This is a genomic window from Streptomyces sp. NPDC006872, from assembly GCF_040635845.1.
Taxonomy (GTDB): Bacteria; Actinomycetota; Actinomycetes; order Streptomycetales; family Streptomycetaceae; genus Streptomyces.
In genome coordinates, this window is sequence record NZ_JBEYIL010000002.1 from 730,251 (window position 1) to 752,732 (window position 22,482).

Below are 22,482 nucleotides of genomic sequence, written 5' to 3' on the forward strand. Positions count from 1 at the left end.
CAATCCCAGCTTTGTTGCGACACCTGGAGGTGTCTTGGGGCGAGACAGTAGACGCCGGTTTTATCCGTGTCCAGACATCATGCACGACCTTTTTCCCCGGACGGGGTCGTATACGGTGTGGCGGTCATCCCGTTGACGCGCGGACCGACTCGCGGCTACCGTCCGGAGCACGGATTGTGACCGGCGTGAGCCGGGCAAGACCTGGGACGAGTTGCCGAGAGGCAAGCGCTCCCGGGTCTTTTTTTGTGCGGGTACGCCCGTCGGAGGCGACCGAACGGCAACGGGGAGTGGCGAATGCGAACGCGTGACATCCAGTGGGGGATCCTCGGCGCGGGCCGGATCGCCCGCGTCTTCGCGAAGGACCTCGCCGCCGCCGGACTCCGGGTGTCGGCGGTCGCGGCACGCGACCCCGCCCGTGCGGCGCGGTTCGCGCAGGAGACCGACATCCCGCGGTCCCACGGGTCCTACCGGGCCCTCGTCGAGGACCCGGACGTGGACGTCGTGTACGTGGCGACGCCACAGCCCTTCCACGCCGACCAGGCGCTGCTCGCGATCGAGGCGGGCAAGGCGGTGCTCGTCGAGAAGTCGTTCACCTCCGACGCCCCCTCGGCGCGGCGGCTCGTGGCCGCGGCCCGCAGCCGGTCGGTGTTCCTGATGGAGGCGATGTGGACCCGGTTCCTGCCCACCTTCGGCGAGGTACGCGCCGAGCTGGCCCGCGGTTCGCTCGGCGAGCTGAGAAGCGTCGTCACCCACCACTTCCAGAAGCTGGACGACTCACCGACCGGCCGGCACTACGATCCGGCGCTCGGCGGCGGCGCCGTCGCGGACCTGGGCGTGTACGGGGTCTCGTGCGCCTTCCACCTGCTGGGCGCAGCGCACCGGATCACCGTGACGGGCTCCGCGACGCCGAGCGGCGTCGACACGAGCGCGTCGGTCCTGATGAGGCACGGCGGGGGAACGACGTCCACCACCGTCACGAGCATGGACACCCCCGGTCCGAACACCGCCGCTGTGATCGGCACGGAGGGCTGGATCGAGCTCGACCCCTACTGGTTCACCTCGACGGGCTTCACGCTGTACGACGCGGGCCGTCCCGGCAGCCCCGTACGCCGCTATGACCCGCCCGCCCTGCCCGGACGCGGCATGCACCTCCAGGCTCTCGAAGTGGAGCGTTGCCTGCGTGAGGGAGAGCGGGAGAGCCCGCTCATGCCGCTGGACGAAAGCGTCGCGGTGATGGACGCCCTGGACGAGATCCGCGGCCGGGTGGTCGCCCCCGCCGCACCGGCGGACGCACCGTTGGCAGGGCTGCGATGAGACTGCATCTCGTACGGCACGCGCGCACCGAGTACAACGTCGCCGGCCGTCTCCAGGGCTGGTGCGACTCACCCCTGACGCCCGACGGCCTCGAACAACTGCGGGCCACCGCCGCCCACTTGGGCTCCATCGAGCTGACGGCGGCCTGGGCCAGCCCCTCCGGGCGGACGATGGCCACCGCGCGGGAGATCCTCCGCCACCACGACGGACTGCCGCTGCGCGCGGACGACGGACTACGGGAGTACGCGTTCGGCGCGCTGGACGGACACCCCGAGAGCGAGCTGTTCGGGCAGATCGACCCCCGCGAGTTCTTTGCGGATGTGATCAGTGGGAGACATCCCGGGCTGCCCGGCGGGGAACCGGCCGCGCACTACCTCGCCCGCGTCGCCGACGCCTTCGAACGGATCGTGCGCGCCCATCCGGACGGCGAGGTCCTGGTCGTCGGTCACGGCATCACGCTGGTTACCTACCTGACACTCGTCGGGACCACCCGAGTCGTACCTCTCGGCAATTGCAGCGTGTCGACCGTCGAGATCACCGGGTCCCGTGCCGAGGTCGTCGACGTGGGGTTCGTACCCCCTGTATCCGTCGGCCGGACCACCGCCTGACCGTTTTCCCTTTATCCCCTCGGCGCCGCGAAATGAGCGGCGCCCGTGCCTTGCCGAAACGACACCCCCAGGAGTGGGAAATGCCTGAGCGCCACGCCACCGTTCTGTGCTCACAGGGGCTGCACGCCCGGCCTGCCGCCGCCTTCGCCCGTGCGGCGGCGGAGACCAGCCATCGCATCACCATCCGCAGGACGGACGGGAACCCGGTCTCGGGGAGCAGCACGCTCATGCTGATGAGCCTGGGCCTCAAAGAGGGCGAGAAGGTCGTCCTCGCCTCCGACGACGAGACGGCCGGGCCCGCACTCGACCACCTCGCGGCCCTGCTCGCCACCGAACTCGACGGACAGTGATGACCACCGCGAACCGGACCCGGATCCAGCCCCCGACCCAGCCACCGACGGTGTCCGGACTCGGAGTCGGACGCTCGGCCGCCGTCGCACCGCTCGTCCTCGTCCGGTCCGTGCCCGCCATCCCCCCGGACGCGCAACGGCTGCGCGATCCGTCGGACGCCCCCGAGGCGCTCGCCCTGGCCCGGCGGGCGCTGGCCGAGGTGGCCGCCGAACTCGCCGAACGGGCCGTCGCCGCGCCGGGCGCACTCGCAGACGTGCTCCGCTCCACGTCCGACATGGCGGCGGATCCCGAACTGGCCGACCGGGTGCGCGTCCTGATCGAGGCCGGGCAGGGCCCGGCCGCCGCCGTGGACGAAGCCGTCGCCGAGATCATCGCGCTGCTCACCGCGGCCGGGGGCCTTTTCGCCGAGCGCTCGACCGACCTGAGGAGCGTGCGCGATCACGCGGTCGCCCGGATCCTCGGGCTGCCTGCTCCCGGGCTGCCCGAACTGCGGGAGCCGTCCGTCGTCTGCGCCGTCGACCTCTCTCCCGCCGACACCGCCTCGCTCGACCTGACGAAGGTGGCCGCCCTGGTGACGGAGTCGGGCGGGCCGACCGGGCACACGGCCGTCATCGCCCGCCAGCTCGGCATACCGTGCGTCGTAAGGGCGTCCGGCGCGACGCGCATCCCCGAGGGAACGGTCGTCGCCGTCGACGCCGCGAACGGCACCGTCACGGCCGACCCGGACGAGGCCCTGGTCGACTCCCTCCGAGCCCGGGCGGATCGTGAGCGTGCGCTCGCCGAGGACACCGCTCCCGGCGCGACCGCCGACGGCCATCCGGTCGCGCTGCTCGCCAACGTCGGCACCGTCCACGACATCGAGCAGCTCGGCCCTTCGGCGGCCGAAGGCGTGGGGCTCTTCCGTACCGAGGTGCTCTTCCTCGACGCCGTGCAGGCACCGTCGCGCGAGCAGCAGACCCCGGTGTACGCGCGCGCCCTCGCCGCAGCGAAGGGCGCCAGGACAGTGGTCCGCACCCTCGACGCCGGCGCCGACAAACCTCTCGCGTTCGCCGCCCAGGAGCACGAGGAGAACCCGGCGCTCGGGGTACGCGGCTACCGGCTCGTCCGTACGCTGCCCGAACTCCTCGAAGAGCAACTCGCGGCCCTGGGCGAGGCCACGCGCGCGCTGCCGCCGGGGGACCGCGCCCGTGTCTGGGCGATGGCTCCGATGATCTCCACCCCCGACGAGGCCCGCACCTTCGCCCGCCTCGCCCGCGCCCACGGGGTCGAGACCGTCGGAGCGATGATCGAGGTACCGGCCGCCGCGCTCCGGGCCTCCTCGATCCTCGCCGAGGTGGACTTCGTCTCCATCGGCACCAACGACCTCGCCCAGTACACGATGGCGACCGACCGCCTCAGCGGCGAACTCGCGGACCTGCTGGACCCCTGGCAGCCCGCCGTGCTGGACCTCGTCGCGGCGACCGCCCGCGCCGGGACGGCCGCGCGCAAGCCGGTCGGGGTGTGCGGGGAATCGGCAGCCGACCCCCTGATGGCCCTGGCCCTCGCGGGAATGGGCGTGACCAGCCTCTCGATGTCCGCACCCGCACTGCCCGCGGTACGTCACGCCCTCCGCCACCACACCCTCGCCCGGTGCCGGGCGATCGCCGAGGCCGCACTGTCCGCACCGACCGCAGCCCAGGCCCGCCGGGCCGCCCTCGCCCTCGCCGACGCGGAGGTGGCAGCGCTGCTCGGGCTCGGCGGCTGAATCCTCCGCTGGTGCGTAGGCACCAGGACACGTGGGCGGCTGGTCCGGGTGCACCAGGGGAAGACGGCTGCGGGGCGGTCGTGTGTCGGCGGCTGTCGGTCGGATGTCGGCGGTTCGTCGGCGGGCGCTGGCACCTTTCCAGAAACGGCCGGCCGGAGCTCACCGGGCAGGCCCCATCTCGAGGAGCCATCATGCACACCCCCGTCACGATCGTCGGCGCCGGACTCGGCGGCCTCACCCTGGCCCGCGTCCTGCACGTCCACGGCATCCAGGCCACCGTCCACGAGGCGGAGCCCTCGCCGACGGCGCGCACACAGGGCGGGATGCTCGACATCCACGACTACAACGGCCAACTGGCCGTGCAGGCGGCCGGTCTGATGGACGAGTTCCGCGGCATCGTCCTGGAGGGCCGCCAGGCGATGCGGATCCTCGACCGGGACGGCGGCGTCCTGCTCGACCAGCCCGACGACGGCACGGGCGGACGCCCCGAGGTACAGCGCGGCGAACTACGGCAGCTGCTGCTCGACTCGCTCCCGGCCGGCACCGTCCGGTGGGGCCGCAAAGTCAGCGGTGTCCGTGCCCTGGGCGAGGGCCGCCACGAGGTGACCTTCGCCGACGGCGGCACCGTCGTCACAAGCCTGTTGGTCGGCGCGGACGGCGCGTGGTCACGGGTCCGCCCGCTGCTCTCCGACGCCGTGCCCGAGTACACCGGCACGTCCTTCGTCGAGACCTGTCTGTTCGACGCCGACACACGGCACCCCGCTGCCGCGAAGGCGGTCGGCGGCGGGTCGATGTTCGCACTCGAGCCCGGCAAGAGGCAGATCAGCGCCCACCGGGAGAGCGGCGGAACTCTCCACACCTACGCGATGCTGTCCAAGCCGCAGGACTGGTTCGCCGGCATCGACTTCACCGACCCCACCGCGGCCGCCACGCGGATCGCGCAGGAGTTCGACGGCTGGGCCCCCGAGCTCACCGCCCTGATCACCGACAGCGACACCGCACCGCTGCTGCGCCCCCACCACACGCTGCCGGTCGGCCACCGGTGGGACCGGGTGCCGGGGGCGACCCTGATCGGCGACGCCGCCCACCTCATACCCCCGAACGGAGAAGGCGCCAACCTGGCCATGCTGGACGGCGCCGAACTCGGCGAGGCCCTCGCCGCGCACCCCGACGACATCGAGACCGCCCTCACCGAATACGAGCGAGCGATGTTCCCCCGTAGCGCCGCGGTCGCCGAAGCCGAAGCCGAGACCCCCGACAACCCGGCACTCGAAGACGTGATCGACTTCTTCCGGACGCAGAGCTGATCACGCGGATCCCGTCTGCTTGCAGTCCGTTGCTTGTAGTCCGTTGATGAACGCGGGCCCGAGGTCACTCAACAACTTCACATTCATGGCGGAAAGGAAGACCACAGCCTGTTGAGTTGCCATGCTCACAAGCCCCGACGGAGGTGGCTGTGACCTCGATTGCGGAAACCCTGGGATCGACCGCGCCCGCTGCACGCACCACGGCGGAACGCCTCGCGGACCTCGCCGCCCGGCACCGGCGCGCCCTGGCGGGCGGCTCCGCGACGGCCGTCGCCCGACAGGCCGCCCGCGGCCGGCTCACCGCCCGCGAGCGCGTCGACCGGTTACTGGACGCGGGGTCCTTCGTCGAGACGGGTGCCTTGGTGAGCGCCCGTAGCGGCACCGGCGCCGGCGTCGAACCGTACGGCGACGGCGTGGTCACCGGCTCCGGCACGGTGAACGGGCGTCAGGTGTGCGTGTTCGCGCAGGACGCCACCGTCCACGGCGGCAGCATGGGCGAGGCGTTCGGCGAGAAGGTCGTCAGGACGATGGACCTGGCCCTGAGCATCGGGTGCCCGATCATCGGCCTCAACGACTCCGGCGGGGCCCGCATCCAGGAGGGCGTGGCCTCCCTCGCCCTCTACGCCGAACTGGCCCGCCGTAACGTCCAGGCGTCGGGCGTCATCCCGCAGATCTCCGTGATCATGGGGCCGTGTGCGGGCGGCGCCGCCTATTCGCCGGCCATCACCGACTTCACCGTGATGGTCGACGGCACCTCCCACATGTTCGTCACCGGCCCGGACGTCATCGAGGCCGTCACCGGGGAACGGACGACGGCCGAGGAACTCGGCGGCGCCCGCGCCAGCAACTCCGGGAACGGCAACGCCCATTTCCTCGCCGAGGACGAGGACGACGCCCTCGACCTCGTCCGGGTCCTGCTCGCCTACCTACCGGCGAACAACCGCGAAAGCCCGCCCGAATACGCCCACGCACCACGGGCCTTCGACGCCACCCCCGACGACCTGCGCCTGGACGGCATCGTCCCCGACCGGCCCGAGGCCGCGTACGACATGCGCGAGATCCTGCGCACGGTCGTCGACGACGGCGAACTCCTCGAAGTGCATGAGCTGTTCGCGCCCAACATCCTGTGCGCCCTGGCCCGCGTCGAGGGCCGCTCCGTCGGCGTCGTCGCCAACCAGCCGCTGCACAGCGCCGGCGTGCTCGACATCGACGCCTCCGAGAAGGCCGCACGCTTCGTCCGCTTCTGCGACGCGTTCGGCATCCCGCTGCTGACCTTCGCCGACGTCCCCGGCTATCTCTCCGGCACCCACCAGGAACAGGCCGGGATCATCCGGCGCGGCGCCAAACTGCTGTACGCCTACGCGGAGGCCACCGTGCCCAGGGTCACCGTCGTGGTCCGCAAGGCCTACGGCGGGGGATACGCCGTCATGGGCTCCAAGCACCTGGGAGCCGACGTCAACCTCGCCTGGCCCACCGCCAGGATCGCCGTGATGGGCGCCGAGGGCGCGGTCAGCGTCCTGCACCGCCGTGAACTCGCCGCGGCGGCGGCCGTCGGCGAGCAGAACGCGGCGGAGCTGCGGGCGAAGCTCGTGGCGGAGTACGAGACGGCCTGCGCCACGCCCTATGCCGCCGCCTCGCGCGGCTACATCGACGCGGTCATCGCACCGAGCACCACCCGCGCGCACCTCACCCGGGCCCTGCGCACCCTGCGCACCAAACGTGCCGCCGTCCCCGACCGGCGGCACGGCAACATCCCGCTGTGAGCGCGGCGCAGCCGTAGCAACCCCCCCGCACGGCGGACACGACCAGTGACGTGAGGAGTTCCCCCATGCCCGCGCGCGCCCTTCCGCACGCCCCCGGCACATCCCCCGCAGCACCGGAACACCTGCCCACCCTCCCCGCCCATCTCGCGCACTGGGCCCACCACACCCCCGGCCGTCGCGCGTTCACCTTCACCGACCACCACACCCTCGGCCTGCGCGGCAGCCTCCGTACGCTCACCTGGCACCGCCTCGACATACGCACCCGCGCGGTCGCCGCCCGGCTGGCCGAGACCGTGGCGCCCGGCGAACGCGTCGCGCTGCTCAGCCCCCAGGGCACCGACTACGTCATCGGCTTCCTCGCCGCGCTCAGGGCCGGCACGGTCGCCGTCCCCCTGTTCACACCGGACCTGCCGGGACACGCCGACCGCCTGGCCGGCGTCCTGGCCGACGCGCGGCCCTCCGCCGTCCTCACCACCAGCGGCGCGGCCGACACCGTACGCGCCTTCCTCGACGCCCACGGCCTGCGGCCCCGCCTGATCGTCACCGACCTCGTCCCCGACGACCAGGCCGGCGGCAGGCTGCCGCCCGCTCCGGACGAACAGGCGACCGCCTACCTCCAGTACACGTCCGGATCCACCCGGTTCCCCGCCGGCGTCGAGATCTCGCACGCGAACGTCGTGGCCAACGCCCGCCAGGCGCTCACCGCGTACGGCGCCGACACCCGCCCCGTCACCATGGTCGGCTGGCTGCCGCTCTACCACGACATGGGACTGGTGCTCAGCGTCGCCGCCCCCGTCGTACGCGGACTGCTGTCCGTCCTGATGGACCCCGTCGCCTTCCTGCAACGGCCCGCCCGCTGGCTGCGCCTGCTCTCCGACCACCCGAACGCCCTCACCGCGGCCCCGAACTTCGCGTACGACTACTGCGCGGCCGTCGTCACCGACGAGGACAAGGCAGGCCTGCGGCTGGACCGGGTCGCCGTGCTCGCCAACGGCAGCGAACCCGTACGGCCCGAAACCGCCGACCGCTTCCACGCGGCCTTCGCCGGGCAGGGCCTTGCGGCCACCGTCCACTGCCCGTCGTACGGGCTCGCCGAGGCCACCGTCTTCGTCAGCGCCCACCGGCCCGGACAGCCGCTGCGCCGGTACGCCCTGGACCGTGAGGCGCTGGCAGCGGGCAAGGCGCTGCCCCTCGCTCCCGACGACCCCGCCGCGGTCCTGCTCGCCGCCTGCGGCGAACCCGTCGGACAGTCGGTGCGCATCGTCGACCCGGTCACCGCGATCCTCCTGCCCGGCGGTGAGGTGGGCGAGATCTGGGTCCAGGGACCCAACGTCGGGCGCGGCTACGCGGGCCGTGAGTCGCAGACCCGCGAGACCTTCCACGCCCGCCTGGGGCGCCTGCCCGGCCACTGGCTGCGCACCGGCGATCTCGGCACGATGCTCGACGGACAGCTCCTGGTCACCGGCCGTCTGAAGGACCTGATCATCGTGGACGGCCGCAACCACTACCCGCAGGACGTCGAGGGCACCGTGCAGGCCGCTCACCCGGCCATACGCCCCGACCGTCTCGCGGCCTTCGCCGTCCCGGCCGGACCACTCCCCACCGGCCGGGACTCCGTCACAAGCGCCGAGGCCGGTGCCGGGGCAGCCGCGGAGTCCGCGGTGATCGTCGCCGAACACGCCCGCGATCTGCCCGCACAGGCCCGCGACCCCAAGGAGGTCGCCGCCGCCGTCCGCGCCGCCGTCTCCGCCCGGCACGGCCTACGACTGGCCGACGTACTGCTCGTCCCGCCCGGCACCGTGCCCCGCACCACCAGCGGCAAGGTCTCCCGGACGCTGACCCGCTCCCGCTACCTCGACGGCTTCTACGACAGCGTTGAGCGAGGCACGGAATGAGCGCGCTCCCGGCCGACCCCGTCGGCCTGCGACGGCTGGTGATCGAACGGCTCGCCCACCGGTCAGGGGTGCCCGGCGCGGACATCGCCGGGGACCGGCCGCTGGCGGAGCTCGGCATGTCCTCCCGCGACGCGGTCGCCATCGCCGGAGAGCTGGCCGACGTACTCGGCCGGGAACTGCCCGCGACCCTGCTGTGGGAGACGCCCACCGTAGACGGGCTGGTCACCCTGCTCAGCGGTAGTACGGCCCCCGGCCCGGAGGTCGTGCACACCCCCTGGGCCGACGCCGAAGAGGAACCGGTCGCCGTGGTCGGCGTCGGCTGCCGCCTCCCCGGCGGTGTCCGGGGTCCCGACGACTACTGGCGGCTGCTCGTCGAAGGCGCCGACGCCGTCGGCCGGGTGTCCGAGGAGCGCCGCCGGGACTTCGTCACCCAGACGCCGCCGGACGCCGATCCCTGGGGCGGATACCTCGACGACGCCACGCTCACAGGATTCGACTCCGCCTTCTTCCGCGTCTCCCCGCGCGAGGCCGACGCGATGGACCCGCAGCAGCGCATGCTGCTGGAGGTCGCCCAGGAGGCCCTCGACCACGCCGCCCTCCCCGCCGCCTCCCTGGCCGGAACCGCGACCGGGGTCTTCGTCGGCGTCTCCGCCCCCGACTACGGCCGGCTCACCGGCGCCGACCCGGCAGCCGTCGACGCCTGGGCGACCACCGGGGCCGCCACCTCGGTCGCGGCGGGCAGACTCAGCTACGTGTACGACCTGCGCGGCCCGAGCGTCGCCGTCGACACCGCCTGCTCCTCCTCCCTGGTCGCCGTCCACCAGGCCTGTGTCGCGCTGCGCGGCGGCGAATGCGACACAGCGCTCGCCGCCGGGGCCAACGTACTGCTGTCACCGGTCGTCACCGTCGCCTTCGGCCGGGCCGGGGCCCTGGCACCCGACGGCCGCTGCAAGCCGTTCTCCGCGACGGCCGACGGCATCGGCCGCGCCGAGGGCTGTGCCGTGGTGGTCCTCAAGCGGTTCAGCGACGCACTGCGCGACGGCGACCGGGTCCTCGCCGTCATCACGGCCACCGCCGTCAACTCCGACGGCCGCTCCAACGGACTCACGGCACCCAACCCGGCGGCCCAGCGCACCCTTCTGGAGACGGCGTACGCGCGCGCCGACGTCGATCCGGCCACCGTGGACTACGTCGAGGCCCACGGCACGGGCACCCCGCTCGGCGACCCCATCGAGGCGGGGGCGCTGGCCGCCGTCCTGGGCCGGACCCGCCACCCCGACCAACCGCTGCTGCTCGGCTCGGTCAAGAGCAACCTCGGCCACCTGGAGGCGGCCGCCGGGATGGCGGGGCTGGTCAAGACCGTCCTCGCCCTCCACCACGGCATCGTCCCCGGCTCGTTGCACTGCGACCGGCCGGCCCTGGACGACGAGCGGCTGCGGGTCGTCACCGAACCCGAACCCTGGCCCCGCTACAGCGGCACCGCGACCGCCGGAGTCTCCGCCTTCGGCTTCGGCGGCACCAACGCGCACGCCGTACTGGAGGAGTGGCAGCCCGGCGGGCCCGCCGACCGGACCCCGCACGCCCCCGGCACCGCCATCCTGGTGCAGCTCAGCGACGCCGACCCGGCCCGGGTCCGGCACACCGCCGGCCGGCTCGCCGACTGGCTGGACACGCCCGAGGGGAGCGCCGCCCGGCTCCAGGACGTCGGACGCACCCTCGCCGGGCGCGCGGGCCGAGGCCCCGCTCGCGCCGCCGTCGTCGCCCACGACCGCGACGGACTCACCGTCGCCCTGCGCGCGCTGGCCGCCGAGCGCCCCCATCCGTACGTCAGCACCGGCGACCGGGACCGGCTCGGACCCGGCCCGGTCTGGGTCTTCTCCGGCTACGGCACCCAGTGGGCCGCCATGGGCCGCCAACTGCTCGACCGCGAGCCCGCGTTCGCCGCCGCCGTGGAGAAACTGGAGCCGGTGCTCGCGGCCGGGTGCGGCATCTCCCTGCACGAACTGCTCGACGACTGCCCGGACGACGACCTGCGACAGGTGGAGATCGCCCAACCCCTCCTCTACGGCACCCAGTTGGCGCTGGCCGAACTCTGGCGCTCCTACGGCGTCGAACCCGCCGCCGTCGTCGGACATTCCATGGGCGAGGTCGCGGCAGCCGTCGTCGCCGGGGCGCTCGACGCCGCCGACGGAGCCCGGGTCATCGCCGTACGGTCCCGGCTGCTCGGCACGCTGCGCGGCGGGGCGATGGCGGTCGTGGACCTGACCGACGACGAACTCGGCGACCTGGAGGGGAAGTTCCCGGGCGTGCACCTCGCCGTGCACTCCTCGCCCCGGCAGAAGACCGTCACCGGTGCGGCACTGGCCGTCTCCCGACTGGTGGAACACCTCACCGCCCACGGCCGCACAGCCCGCGGCCTGCTGGTCCGGGGTGCCGGGCACTCGCCCCAGGTCGACCCGCTCCTGCCCGAACTGCTCAGCCGTCTCAGCGGCATCCGGGGCCGGACCGACGGCGCCGTGCGCCTCTACTCCACCGTCCACCAGGACCCCACCGGCCCCTGCGACTTCGACGCCGCGCACTGGGCGGCGAATCTGCGCAACCCGGTCCGGCTCGCCGGTGCGCTGGCCGCCGCCGCGGCGGACGGGCACACCGCCTTCATCGAGATCTCCCCGCACCCCGTGCTCCTGCACCCCCTCGCCGAGACCCTGCCCGACGCCCTCCACCTGCCCACCCTGCGCAGAGGCAACAACCCCGCCCTCACCTTCCGCGCCCAACTGGCCGCCCTGCACACCGCGGGCCGGCCCCTCCCGGCCCGCCTCCTCCACCCGCACGGTGAGGTCGTCGACGTCCCGCTGCCGGCCTGGCGCCACACCCGGCACTGGTGGACGCACGAAAGCGGCAGCCCGTCGGACGACGTTCCGCACGACGGGCGCGGGCTTCCGGCAGCCGATCCCGTACCGGCGCCGGAACAGGGGAAGGGCGGCGGCACGGTCACCGAACGGCTCATCCGCCATATCGCCGCCGTCACCGGACACCTCCCCGAGCAGATCACCCCGGACACCCCACTCACCGAACTCGGCCTCGACTCACTCATGGCCGTCCGGCTGCGCGAGGCCGCCGTGCGCGAGTTCGGCGTCCCGCTCGCGCTGAGCGACCTGCTCCTGGCCGGCACCGTACGGGCCGCCGCCGACGTGATCACCCTCTCCCCGCACGACGACCGGCGGGAACGCATGCTCCACACTCCGGTTGCTCCTCGCCCGGCAGCAAGGTCCATGCCGTACCCCCTGCGCGCCCTCAGGCCTGGCGGCGACCGACCGCCGCTGGTACTGGCACACGCCGCCGGCGGCACCCCGGACGTCTACCGGCCGCTCGCCGGACTGCTGGCCCCCGGGATTCCGGTGTACGGCCTGGACCGGGTCGAGGAGGCGGACACCGTCGCTGCGAAGGCGCGACTGTGCGCCGAGGCGATCCGCAAGGCGTGGCCCGACGGCCGCTACCGGATCGGCGGCTGGTCGTTCGGCGGGTTCGTGGCCCAGGAGACCGCCCGGCTGCTCGCCGCCGAGTTCGCACCCCCCGACGCGGTGGTCCTCATCGACGCCGTACGCCCGCTGCCCCGCCCGTCCGGACGGACCGCGTGGGACGTGGCACGCGAGCACTTCGAAGGCTTCGCCGCGTATGTGTCCCGCACCTACGGCGCGCGACTGGAGCTGCCGTACGGGGAACTCGCCGGGCTCGACGACCGGGCCCGCATCGAGCTGGTGCTGGCGGCCCTGAGCGCGGTCGCCGACATCCCGCCCGCCGCGCTGGAGCACCAACGCGCCTCGTACCTGGACCTGCGGACCGGCGAGGCGCACACCCCCCGCCCCTACGACGGCCGGGTGATCCTCTACCGAGCCACCGAACCCGCGCCGCACACGGTGCGCGACCCGGCGTACGAGCGCGAGGACGACGCCCTCGGCTGGGACGAACTCTGCCCGGACCTGGAGATCGTCCGGGTCCCCGGACATCACCTGTCGCTGCTCGACCCGCCGCACGCCCAGGCCATCGCCGACCACCTGAACCGGGCGCTCGGCTGAACACCCCGTGCCCCGCCAGCACTCCACAAGGAGCCGCCCGCCATGTCCGACCGTCCGTCCGTTCCCCACCGCGGCCTGTCCCGCCGCACTCTCGCCAAGGCCGCCGCCCTCGGGATCGCGGGCGCGCTCACCGGCGCCTGGACTGCCTCGGCCGCCGACGTCACCGTCACCCAACTGGGGCCCCGTACCTACGACTTGGGCATCCCCTCGGCCGCACTGGGCCGCACCGCGCCCGTACGGATCATCTTGCCGACCTCCTACGCGGCCCGGCCCGACCGCACCTGGCCGGTGCTCCATCTGCTGCACGGCGCGCACGACGACTACCACTCGTGGACCCGCGAGACCGACATCGAGGCGTTCACCGCCGGTCGGGACCTGATCGTCGCCATGCCGGACGCGGGGCCCACCGGCATTCCCACCCGCTGGAAGTCCGGCCCCGACTACGAGACCTTCCAGCTCCAGGAGGTCCCCGCGGTCCTGCGCGCCGCCTACCGGGCCTCCACCGTCCAGGCCGTCGCCGGGGTCTCGACCGGGGGATACGGCGCCATGGCACACGCCGCGCGCCATCCGGGAACGTTCGTGGCCGCGGCGTCGTACAGCGGAATCCCCGACACCCTGGTGACGCGGATGCCGGTGATCGTCCAGGCGATCGTGGGCCGGGAGAGCCTCAACCCCCTGTCGCTGTGGGGCGATCCGACCCGCGACTCCGCCACCTGGCAGGACTTCAACCCCCTGGCACGCGCGAGCGCCCTGCGCGGCACCGCGCTCTACGTCTCCGTCGGCACCGGCAGCCTCACCGGCGGGCTCGGCACCATCCTCGCTCTCGCGCAGATCATCAGCGGTGGCATCGGCGCCGTGCTGCCCGGGGTCCTGGAGAGCCTGGTGGCGCCCTCCACGCAGAGCTTCGTCGCCACACTCGGCCAGTTGGGCATCCCGGCCACCCAGCACCTCTACCAGGGCGGCGGGCACCAATGGAGCGACTGGCAGCGGGAGTTCACCGCCTCGTGGCCGGTCCTCGCCGGAGCGCTCGGCCTGCCGGTCTGACCTGTACGGACCTGTCTGCATGCCGCGTGCCGTCGCCGCCGCACGCCTTGTCGCGCACTGATGCTCACCCGGCGAGGTGGGCGGCGGCGCGTTCCGGGCCGAGGAAGGGGGCCAGTACGGAGAAGGTCAGGCCGGGCAGCAGGCCGGGCAGCTCGGCAGTCCGGCCGGCGACGATCCGCCGGTGGATCGCGGAGTACGCTCCGCCGACCACGAAGTCGACCAACTCCTCGGTGAGGATGGGAAGTCCGCTCTCGGGAACGTCGGTGAAGAAGTCCCGGAAGCGGGTCAGCAGCGCCTCGCGCGCTTCCCACCCGGCGGGGCCGACCGCGTCGATCTCCACGATGGCCATGGTCGCGAACGCGGGCGCCTCGGCGAGGATGTCGAGCAGCGCGCCGAGCCCGGCGTGCACCGCCCCGGGCCAGTCGGAGGTCCGGGCGTGCGCCTCCTCCATGGCTTTGATGACCATGGCCGTGCCGTAGCGGTGGGCGGCGAGGAAGGCGTCCTCCTTGCCCTTGAAGAGCTCGTAGAAGACCGGCCTGGTCACGCCCGCCGCCTGGCAGATGTCGCTGACCCGGGTGCGGGCGTAGCCGACCTCGGCGACGGTGCGGACGAACCCGTCGAGCAGCCGGTCGCGCTGGTTGGCGGCGACCGCCTCGGGAGAGGTGCGGCGCGGTCCTCGCCGCAGCGAGCGCTCCGGGTCGCGTCCCGTACGCGTACCGGGCAGCACCAGCGCGGGCGTAGCCGACGGGCCTGTTGCCATTCCACTTCCTCCCTCGGGAACTTGCACACACCGACTTGCGCGCACCGTCTTGACTTGAATACCCGTCAGGTTTACAACTCTCACAGGTTTTCTTCTTGCGCGGACCTGCGGCCGGAGACCCGCTGAAGCCGACAGTGTCACGCACCCGCAAGGCCGCCAACAAGTGTGCTCGCGTCCCTGATCTGGGGTCAGAGACGCGCACTGGTCCGGTCGTTCCCGCAGTTCGGGAACCACCCCGCGCGGGTCACCGCCTTCACCCCGAGCCGGGGATCGGCACCCGCCTTCGCCACCCGCACCTGTAACAGAGGACCCCGCATGCGCAGACACACCGTCCCCGCCCTCGCCGCCAGCGCAGTCCTGACGGCCCTGGCCTTCCTCCCCGCCACCGCCGCCTCGGCGGACGATGCCGTGCTCACCTACGGCAGCGCCGCCGGCAACGCCGTCTCCGTGGGCGACGTGCTCACCGCCTCGCTGGCGAACGGCACCACGGCCACCCTCGCCACCAGCAGCACCGGCACCTCCGGCATCACCTGCACCGGCTCGACGCTCTCCGCCACGGTGACGGACAACCCCGCCGCGCCGGGCACCGCCACCGAGTCCGCCACCGCCCAGACCTTCAGCGGCTGCACCAGCAACGTCTTCGGCGTCCGCGGGGTGCAGAGCATCACGGTCAACGACATGCCGTACACCACCTCCGCCGCCTCCGACGGCACCGTCACGGTGACTCCGGCCTCGGGCAGTGCGATCCAGACCACGGTGGTGCTCTCCACCCTGCTGGGCTCCGTCACCTGCGTCTATCAGGCGCCCAGCCTCTCCGCGGTGAGCTCCAACAGCGACACCAGCCTGACCTTCACCAACCAGGTGTTCAGCAAGGTCTCCGGCTCGCTGCTGTGCACCGGCAAGGGCTACTTCACGGCCACCTACGCCCCGGTGGTCGACAGCAGCGTCGATGGCACCCCCGCTGTCTACATCAACTGACGGCCCGTCCGAGAGGACTCCCGTGAAACTGTTCCCGTCCCGGGCGCTCATGGCGATCTTCGCCGTCCTCGCCGCGCTGGCCCTCGCCCTCGTCGCCCCCGCCCAGGCCGCCCCCGCCAACCCCTACGAGCGCGGCCCGGCCCCGACCTGGGCGAGCATCACCGCCGAAACCGGTCCGTTCACCGTCGCCTCGGTCACCGTGCCGTCCGGCAGCGGCCCGGGCTTCAACACCGGCACCGTCTACTTCCCCATCGACTCCGGCCAGGGCGCCTTCGGCTCCGTCGTCATCATGCCGGGCTTCGTCGCCCCGCAGGCGGAGATCGCCTGGTACGGGCCCCGGCTGGCCTCCCAGGGCTTCGTGGTGATGACCCTGGACAGCAACGCGCTGTGGGACTTCCCGACCGACCGCAGCAATCAGCAACTCGCCGCGCTCACCTATCTGACGACCCAGAGCGTGGTCAAGAACAGGATCGACCCCAAGCGATCGGCCGTGATGGGCTGGTCGATGGGCGGCGGCGGCACGCTGGAGAGCGCGGCGAGCACCCCGTCGCTCAAGGCGGCCATCGCACTTGCGCCCTGGGACGTCATCAACCCCTCCAGCCAGATCAAGGTACCCACCATGATCTTCGGCGCCGACGGCGACACCGTCGCCCCTGTCTCCACCTTCGCCCTGCCCGCCTACAACGAGCTGACGAACGTCCGCAACAAGGCGTTCGTCGAACTCCGGAACGCCGACCACTTCACCTTCGCCGTCGCCAACACCACGGTCGCCGAATACAGCATCGCCTGGCTCAAACGCTTCATCGACAACGACACCCGCTACGACCAGTTCCTCTGCCCGATCCCGAACGACCCCAACACCGTCGCCTTCCTGAACACCTGCCCGCTGTAACCCCACCGAGAGCGCGGCAGGCGCCGGCCCTCACGGCCGCCGGTGCCTGCCGCGCTCTCGCCTGCGACGCCGGATGCCGGGCGCGACCTACGACGGGGGCCACAAATGCAACTCGCCGAATCCTCGAACATTCCGCTTGACCGGTGAGCAATTGTGTGGGCACGGCTTTGGTCCGGCCTTTTGTGCCCACATGTCGAGCGCTGGTGTCAAGCGCGACCATGGTCACATTGTGAGTAACGATCAGTGCCGTCACCTGCGACTTCGGGGTGTTAAGCTTCTGGCTCGTCCCGAGTTCAGGTCACATGCCGTTCTGGCGTGCCGTCTCGGATTGCATGGCGGGTGTTCCCCATCTTTTCAATGATGGTTCACCCAGACCTCTTTCCCGAAAAGGAAATGCGACTTCTCTTCCTGTTGCGTGTTCGGCCGGGAATTCTTCAATCCACTTTGGGGGAGCACGTCAATGTCTGCAGACAGTACGGTCACCACCGCGTCCTCGCGGGGGGACACCGCGGCGTCGGAGACCTCGTCAGGGGGAGGCCGTCATCTGGGCCTTGCCCTGGTCGTGATCGCGGCCGCCCAGCTGATGGTGGTCCTCGACGCCACGATCACCAACATCGCCCTGCCCGCCATCCAGACCGACCTGGGCGTGTCCGACGCGAACCTGGCGTGGATCGTCAACTCCTACGCCCTGGCCTTCGGCGGCCTGCTGCTGCTCGGCGGCAAGGCCGGTGACCTGTTCGGCCGTCGGCGGATGTTCCAGGTCGGCGTCATCGTCTTCACCCTTGCCTCGCTGCTGGGCGGACTCGCCCCGAACGAGGGGCTGTTGATCGGCGCCCGCATCCTCCAGGGTGTCGGCGCGGCACTCGCCGCGCCCAGCGCCCTGGCCCTGATAACGACCACCTTCCCGGCGGGCAGGTCGCGCAACACGGCGATGGGCGTGTACGCGGCGATGGGCGGTGTCGGCGCCACGGTCGGCCTGCTGCTCGGCGGCACGCTGACCGACGTACTCGACTGGCGCTGGGTGTTCTTCGTCAACATCCCCATCGGCCTGGCCGTCCTGGCCGGCACAAAGACCCTCGTCGAGGCCGAGCGGCACCCCGGCCGCCTCGACGTGCCCGGCGCCGTCACCGGCACCGGCGGCCTGATCTCCCTCGTCTACGGCATCACGCGCGGCGGCGAACACGGCTGGACGAACGGCCTGACCCTGGCCTCCTTCGCGGCCGCCGCCGTACTGCTCGTCGCCTTCCTGCTCCTCCAGGCCCGCACCGCGGACCCGATGATGCCCCTGCGTCTGTTCAAGGACCGCAACCGCTCGGGCAGTTACGCCACGATGCTGTTCATCGGCTCCGGCATGTTCGCCACCTTCTACTTCCTGACCCTCTACATGCAGCTCATCCTGGGCTACAGCCCGGTGAAGACCGGCTTCGCCTACCTCCCCTTCAGCTTCGGCATGGCGGCGGCCGCGGGCATCAGTTCCAAGCTGGTCACCCACTACGCGCCCCGGCTGATCGCCGGTCCCGGTCTGCTGGTCGCCGCCGCGGGCATGTTCTGGTTCGCCACGCTGGAACCGGACTCCTCCTACGCGGCCCACCTCATGCCCGCGATGTTCGTGACCGCCCTCGGGCTGGGCATGAGCTTCGTCCCGATGACGCTCGGCGCGGTCAGCGGGGTCGATCACCAGGACACGGGTGTCGCCTCCGCGCTGCTGAACACCGCCCAGCAGATCGGCGGCGCCCTCGGCCTCGCCGTCCTGTCGACGATCTCCACGTCGGCGGCCGACGACAAGCTCCCCGAAGCGGCCTCCTCCCTCTACCGGGGCCTGGCGACCAAGGACCTCGCCCTGGTCGCCAGGGCCGGGGACGCGGTGACCCACGGCTACACCATGGCGTTCGTGGCCGCCGGCGCGATGTTCCTGGCGGGCCTGGCCGTCACCGCGTTCGCCGTGAACGCCGGCAAGCAGCACCACGCCGAGGGCGAGGCGGCCCCGGTGCACATGGGCTGATCCCGAACACCGCGAGAGCCGTCGCCCGTTCCGGCGGGCGGCGGCTCCCGCATCCCTGGAGGACACCATGACGACAACGGACTACCTGCCCGGCCTCGCCCGGGCCTTCGCCCTCCTCGGCAGACGCTGGAACGGCCTGATCCTTGCCGCGCTCGCCCACGGTCCCGCCGGCTTCGGACAGTTGCGCGAGCGGGTACCCGGCATCAGCGACCGCATGCTCGCCGACCGCCTCCACGAACTGACCGGCACCGGTCTCGTCACCCGCACCGCGATCCCAGGTCCGCCCACCCGCTCGCACTACGCCCTCACGGAGCACGGCAAGGCGTTCGTGATTCCGCTGGCCGCGCTGGCTGTCTGGGGAGCGGAACACCTGCTGCCCCGCACGGGGCAGCAGGACCGGACTTCCTCGGGTGTGTGAGCGAGCGGACGACGGTCGTAACAGAGCGTGACGAGTCGATTTCGCTACAAGTTCCGAAATTATCCGGGACGGCCTCCGGTACACCGCCGAAACACACCATTCATACCGTCGCTATCGGCCGCATAGGACCCATCGAACGCATTAGGTCCATCAGGTCAAAAATGCTGCTTTCGTCAGAAAGCGCATCACTGTCCTCAGCGCCTTCATGTGACAGGAGCCCCGAGTGTCCAACCTCTCCAGACGCGGTGCCCTACGGCTGACCGGCGGGATAGCCCTCCTCGGCAGCTTCGCCCTGGCGGGCTGTGGTCGCAGTGACGACACCACCGCGAAAGCCGCCGCCGAGCCCATCGACAGCACCCCGGCCACGGGCGCCGTCAGTGTCTGGGCCGCCCAGGGCGATGCCGACGTGCTCGACAAGGTCATCGAGCCCTTCAAGACGGCGAACCCCGACCTCGACGTGAAGTTCACGCTGATCCCGAACGCCGACTACTACACCAAGCTCCAGTCGGCGATCGCGGCGGGCAAGGGGCCCGACATCGCTCAGTTCTTCCCCGAGTCGCAGGCCCAGTTCCTCGACCCGTCGATCCTCCAGCCCGTTCCGGACGGCCTCGTCGACCCGGACAGCTTCTTCACCAGCCTGTGGGACGCCGGTGTGGTCAAGGACGTCGCCTACACGGTGCCCTGGTACGCGTACACCTACGCGCTCGTCTACCGCTCCGACCTGGCGAAGAAGGAGGGCGTCGAGGCGCCGAAGACCTGGGACGAGATGGTGCCGTTCCTCAAGGCGCTTCAGGGCGCCGGAGCCGCGCACGGCCTCGGGGCCGACATCGGCTGGGACATCTTCAACGGTCAGGACGCCGCGATGTACGCCTGGCAGGCGGGCGGCTCGCTGCTGTCCCCGGGCGGCGAGTGGACGCTCGACACGCCGGCGATGGTCGACGCGATCAAGTACAACGCGTCGTTCTACACCTCGGGAACCGCCGACACCACCGGGCCCGGATTCCTCGACTCGCAGCCGTACTTCGTCTCGGGCAGGACCGCCACGATGATCACGGGCCCGTGGGTCATCGGTCAGCTCGACACCGCCGCGAAGAAGACCGGCTGGACGGCGTCCCACGTCGCCACCGCGCCGCTGCCGGCCGGAGCCTCGGGCAGCACCTCCTTCTCCGCCGGCGGCAGCTGGGGAGTGCTCGCCGACAGCGACAACGCGGACGCGTCGTGGAAGCTCATCCGACACATCTCCAGCCCGAGCACGCAGGTCTCGCAGTACAAGGCGTACAGCTCGCTGCCGGCGGTCGTCTCCGCCTGGGACGACTCCGCCATCAAGGGCCAGCCGCTGCTGGATGCCTTCCTGACGCAGTTGACGAACACCCGGGCGTTCCCGCAGGTCAGCACCTGGCCACAGGTCGCGACCCGGCTGGGCAAGGAGATGGAGGCCGTGGCCAAGGGCAAGGAGACCGCCGCGAAGGCCGCCGCGAACCTTCAGTCGTACGCCAAGAGCCTCGGCACCGGTACGGAGTGATCCGCCGATGACCGTCACCGTCCTCCCGAGGGCGCCGCGCAGAACGCGTCGTCCTCGGGGCGTCCGTCGAACGGCTGTGGGCTGGCTGTTCCTGGCGCCGTTCAGCGTCGTGTTCCTGGTCTACACGGCGATCCCCGCCGTCGCCGCGCTCGGGTTCAGCCTCACCGACCTGCGGGGCGCGGATCTGCGTCATCCGTTCGCGGTGGACTTCACCGGAGCGGACAACTATCTCCGCCTGTTCCAGGACCAGAGCTTCCTGCGGGACATCCTGAACACCGCCGTCTTCGTGGTTGTCGGTGTGCCGCTGACCATGGGGATCGGGTTCGCGCTGGCCCTCGCGCTGCACTCCGGCATCCGTCGGCTGCGCGGCGTGTTGCGCACGGTCTTCTTCGCACCGGTCGTCACCAACATCGTGGCGGTCGCCCTGATCTGGCAGTACGCCTTCAACGAGGGCGGCACCGTCAACAAGATGCTCGGCGCCGTCGGCTTCGCCGGGCCGAACTGGCTGGACGACCCGAATCTGACCATGCCCGTGGTCATCCTGCTCGGCGTCTGGCGCAACTTCGGCATCGCGATGGTGCTGTTCCTCGCCGGCCTGCAGGCGATTCCGCAGGACGTGTACGAGGCCGCCTCCCTCGACGGGGCCGGCCGGTGGCGGCAGCTGAGGAACATCACCCTGCCGCTGCTGCGGCCCACCACCCTCATGGTGTCGGTGCTGCTGACCGTCTTCTACCTGCAGGTCTTCGACGAGCCGTACCTGCTCACCAACGGCGGCCCGCTGGGCTCCACCGAATCGGTGGCGCTGTACACCTACCACCAGTTCGGGGCCGGAGAGTTCGGGACGTCCTCGGCCGCGTCCTTCGTGATGCTCGTGCTCGTGATGCTGGTGAGCGCCGTCCAGTTCCGACTGCTGAGGCCCCGCGCATGACCGCCCTCGCCGTGTTGGAGAACGCCGACATGACCACCGACCGGATCGCGGTGCGCCGCCGGTCCGTCTCCCCGCGCCTGCTGTACGGCGCGCTGGTGCTGTGCGCGCTGCTCACGCTGCTGCCGTTCATCTGGGTGATCAGTGGTTCGTTGCGCAGCCTCGACGAGATTCGCTCCGACCCGGGTGCCTGGGTCCCTCAGCACCTCACCTTCGACAACTTCGAGCGGCTGTTCGCCACAGAGGGCTTCGGCCGGTTCCTGGTCAACAGCGTCGTGGTCGCGATCATGGTGGTGGCCGGCAACATCGTTGCGGCGTCCGCCGCCGGCTATGCGCTCGCGAAGCTCGACTTCGCCGGCAGACGGATCGCGTTCGCCGCGGTGATGGGCGCGATGATGATGCCGCTCACCACGGTGTTCGTCACACAGTTCGTGATCACGGTCGACCTGGGCCTGGCGGACACCCTCACCGGTGTCGCGCTGCCGAGCGTGGCACTGCCGTTGTCGGTCTTCATCATGCGGCAGTACGCGATGTCGATCCCCGACGAACTGCTCGAAGCAGCCCGGATCGACGGCGCGGGCGAGTTCCGGATCTTCTTCAGGATCTTCCTCCCGCTGGCCGGACCCGCTGTCGCGACGATCACGATCATGTCGTTCCTCTATTCGTGGAACAACTTCCTCTGGCCGCTCATCGTCGCCCAGAGCATGTCCAGCTACACACTGCCGGTGGGCCTGGCCGCCACCAGCCAGGCGGCGGCGCATGTCACCGACTACGGCCTGCTGCTCGCCGGTGCGATCGTCGTGATGCTGCCGGTGCTGGTGCTCTTCCTGTTCCTGCAGCGCTACTTCGTGCAGGGCGTCGCCGGAACGGGAATGCGGTGATC

General features: G+C 71.7%; 17 protein-coding genes. 16 read left to right on the forward strand and 1 reads right to left on the reverse strand.

The genetic code is table 11. The features are described from left to right. The first annotated feature begins 294 nt into the window (after positions 1–294). From ABZ725_RS08300 to ABZ725_RS08340, 9 genes are all read left to right on the forward strand, one after another. A complete protein-coding gene (locus ABZ725_RS08300) occupies positions 295–1,314 on the forward strand; it encodes a Gfo/Idh/MocA family oxidoreductase (protein ID WP_358801929.1) in 1,020 nt (339 codons plus the stop codon). Continuing rightward, positions 1,311–1,922 carry a histidine phosphatase family protein gene (locus ABZ725_RS08305; protein WP_358801930.1) on the forward strand — a complete coding sequence of 204 codons (612 nt, stop codon included), beginning with the start codon at positions 1,311–1,313 and terminating at the stop codon, positions 1,920–1,922. The genes ABZ725_RS08300 and ABZ725_RS08305 overlap by 4 nt, the downstream gene beginning before the upstream one ends. Positions 1,923–2,002: 80 nt before the next feature. Then, positions 2,003–2,272, forward strand: a complete 270-nt coding sequence (locus ABZ725_RS08310; RefSeq protein WP_358801931.1) for an HPr family phosphocarrier protein — start codon at positions 2,003–2,005, stop codon at positions 2,270–2,272. Beyond that, positions 2,272–4,017 (forward strand): putative PEP-binding protein, encoded by a 1,746-nt coding sequence (locus tag ABZ725_RS08315; protein ID WP_358801932.1) that lies wholly within the window; start codon positions 2,272–2,274, stop codon positions 4,015–4,017. The genes ABZ725_RS08310 and ABZ725_RS08315 overlap by 1 nt, the downstream gene beginning before the upstream one ends. 191 nt (positions 4,018–4,208) lie before the next feature. Continuing rightward, positions 4,209–5,324 carry an NAD(P)/FAD-dependent oxidoreductase gene (locus ABZ725_RS08320; protein ID WP_358801933.1) on the forward strand — a complete coding sequence of 372 codons (1,116 nt, stop codon included), beginning with the start codon at positions 4,209–4,211 and terminating at the stop codon, positions 5,322–5,324. Positions 5,325–5,494: 170 nt separating this feature from the next. Continuing rightward, entirely contained in the window at positions 5,495–7,087 is a 1,593-nt protein-coding gene (locus ABZ725_RS08325; protein ID WP_358802076.1) for an acyl-CoA carboxylase subunit beta, read from the forward strand. A 65-nt stretch (positions 7,088–7,152) separates the two neighbouring features. Then, positions 7,153–8,982: a fatty acyl-AMP ligase gene (locus ABZ725_RS08330; protein WP_358801934.1), complete on the forward strand. Its 1,830-nt coding sequence runs from the start codon at positions 7,153–7,155 to the stop codon at positions 8,980–8,982. Then, positions 8,979–13,058: a type I polyketide synthase gene (locus tag ABZ725_RS08335; RefSeq protein ID WP_358801935.1), complete on the forward strand. Its 4,080-nt coding sequence runs from the start codon at positions 8,979–8,981 to the stop codon at positions 13,056–13,058. Before ABZ725_RS08330 ends, ABZ725_RS08335 begins: the two co-directional genes overlap by 4 nt. Positions 13,059–13,100: 42 nt before the next feature. Beyond that, positions 13,101–14,102, forward strand: a complete 1,002-nt coding sequence (locus ABZ725_RS08340) for an alpha/beta hydrolase family protein (protein WP_358801936.1) — start codon at positions 13,101–13,103, stop codon at positions 14,100–14,102. Between the two features lie 64 nt (positions 14,103–14,166). Here the strand turns inward: ABZ725_RS08340 and ABZ725_RS08345 are convergent, their stop codons facing one another. Continuing rightward, positions 14,167–14,862, reverse strand: a complete 696-nt coding sequence (locus ABZ725_RS08345) for a TetR/AcrR family transcriptional regulator (protein ID WP_358801937.1) — start codon at positions 14,860–14,862, stop codon at positions 14,167–14,169. 315 nt (positions 14,863–15,177) lie between these two features. Here ABZ725_RS08345 and ABZ725_RS08350 point away from each other — a divergent pair, with 315 nt between their 5' ends. From ABZ725_RS08350 to ABZ725_RS08380, 7 genes are all read left to right on the forward strand, one after another. Further along, the gene (locus ABZ725_RS08350) at positions 15,178–15,840 is read left to right on the forward strand and encodes a Tat pathway signal sequence domain protein (RefSeq protein ID WP_358801938.1); all 663 of its coding nucleotides are present in this window, start codon (positions 15,178–15,180) and stop codon (positions 15,838–15,840) included. 22 nt (positions 15,841–15,862) lie between these two features. Further along, positions 15,863–16,732 (forward strand): dienelactone hydrolase family protein, encoded by an 870-nt coding sequence (locus ABZ725_RS08355; RefSeq protein ID WP_358801939.1) that lies wholly within the window; start codon positions 15,863–15,865, stop codon positions 16,730–16,732. A gap of 460 nt (positions 16,733–17,192) precedes the next feature. Further along, on the forward strand, positions 17,193–18,734 hold the full coding sequence (locus ABZ725_RS08360) for an MFS transporter (RefSeq protein ID WP_358801940.1): 1,542 nt from the start codon (positions 17,193–17,195) through the stop codon (positions 18,732–18,734). Between the two features lie 67 nt (positions 18,735–18,801). Next, a complete protein-coding gene (locus tag ABZ725_RS08365) occupies positions 18,802–19,152 on the forward strand; it encodes a helix-turn-helix domain-containing protein (RefSeq protein ID WP_358801941.1) in 351 nt (116 codons plus the stop codon). A 223-nt stretch (positions 19,153–19,375) separates the two neighbouring features. Continuing rightward, a complete protein-coding gene (locus ABZ725_RS08370; protein WP_358801942.1) occupies positions 19,376–20,674 on the forward strand; it encodes an extracellular solute-binding protein in 1,299 nt (432 codons plus the stop codon). Between the two features lie 7 nt (positions 20,675–20,681). Then, positions 20,682–21,602, forward strand: coding sequence for a sugar ABC transporter permease (locus tag ABZ725_RS08375; RefSeq protein ID WP_358801943.1), 921 nt, complete (start codon positions 20,682–20,684; stop codon positions 21,600–21,602). After that, on the forward strand, positions 21,599–22,480 hold the full coding sequence (locus tag ABZ725_RS08380; protein WP_358801944.1) for a carbohydrate ABC transporter permease: 882 nt from the start codon (positions 21,599–21,601) through the stop codon (positions 22,478–22,480). Before ABZ725_RS08375 ends, ABZ725_RS08380 begins: the two co-directional genes overlap by 4 nt. The last annotated feature ends 2 nt before the right edge of the window (positions 22,481–22,482 follow it).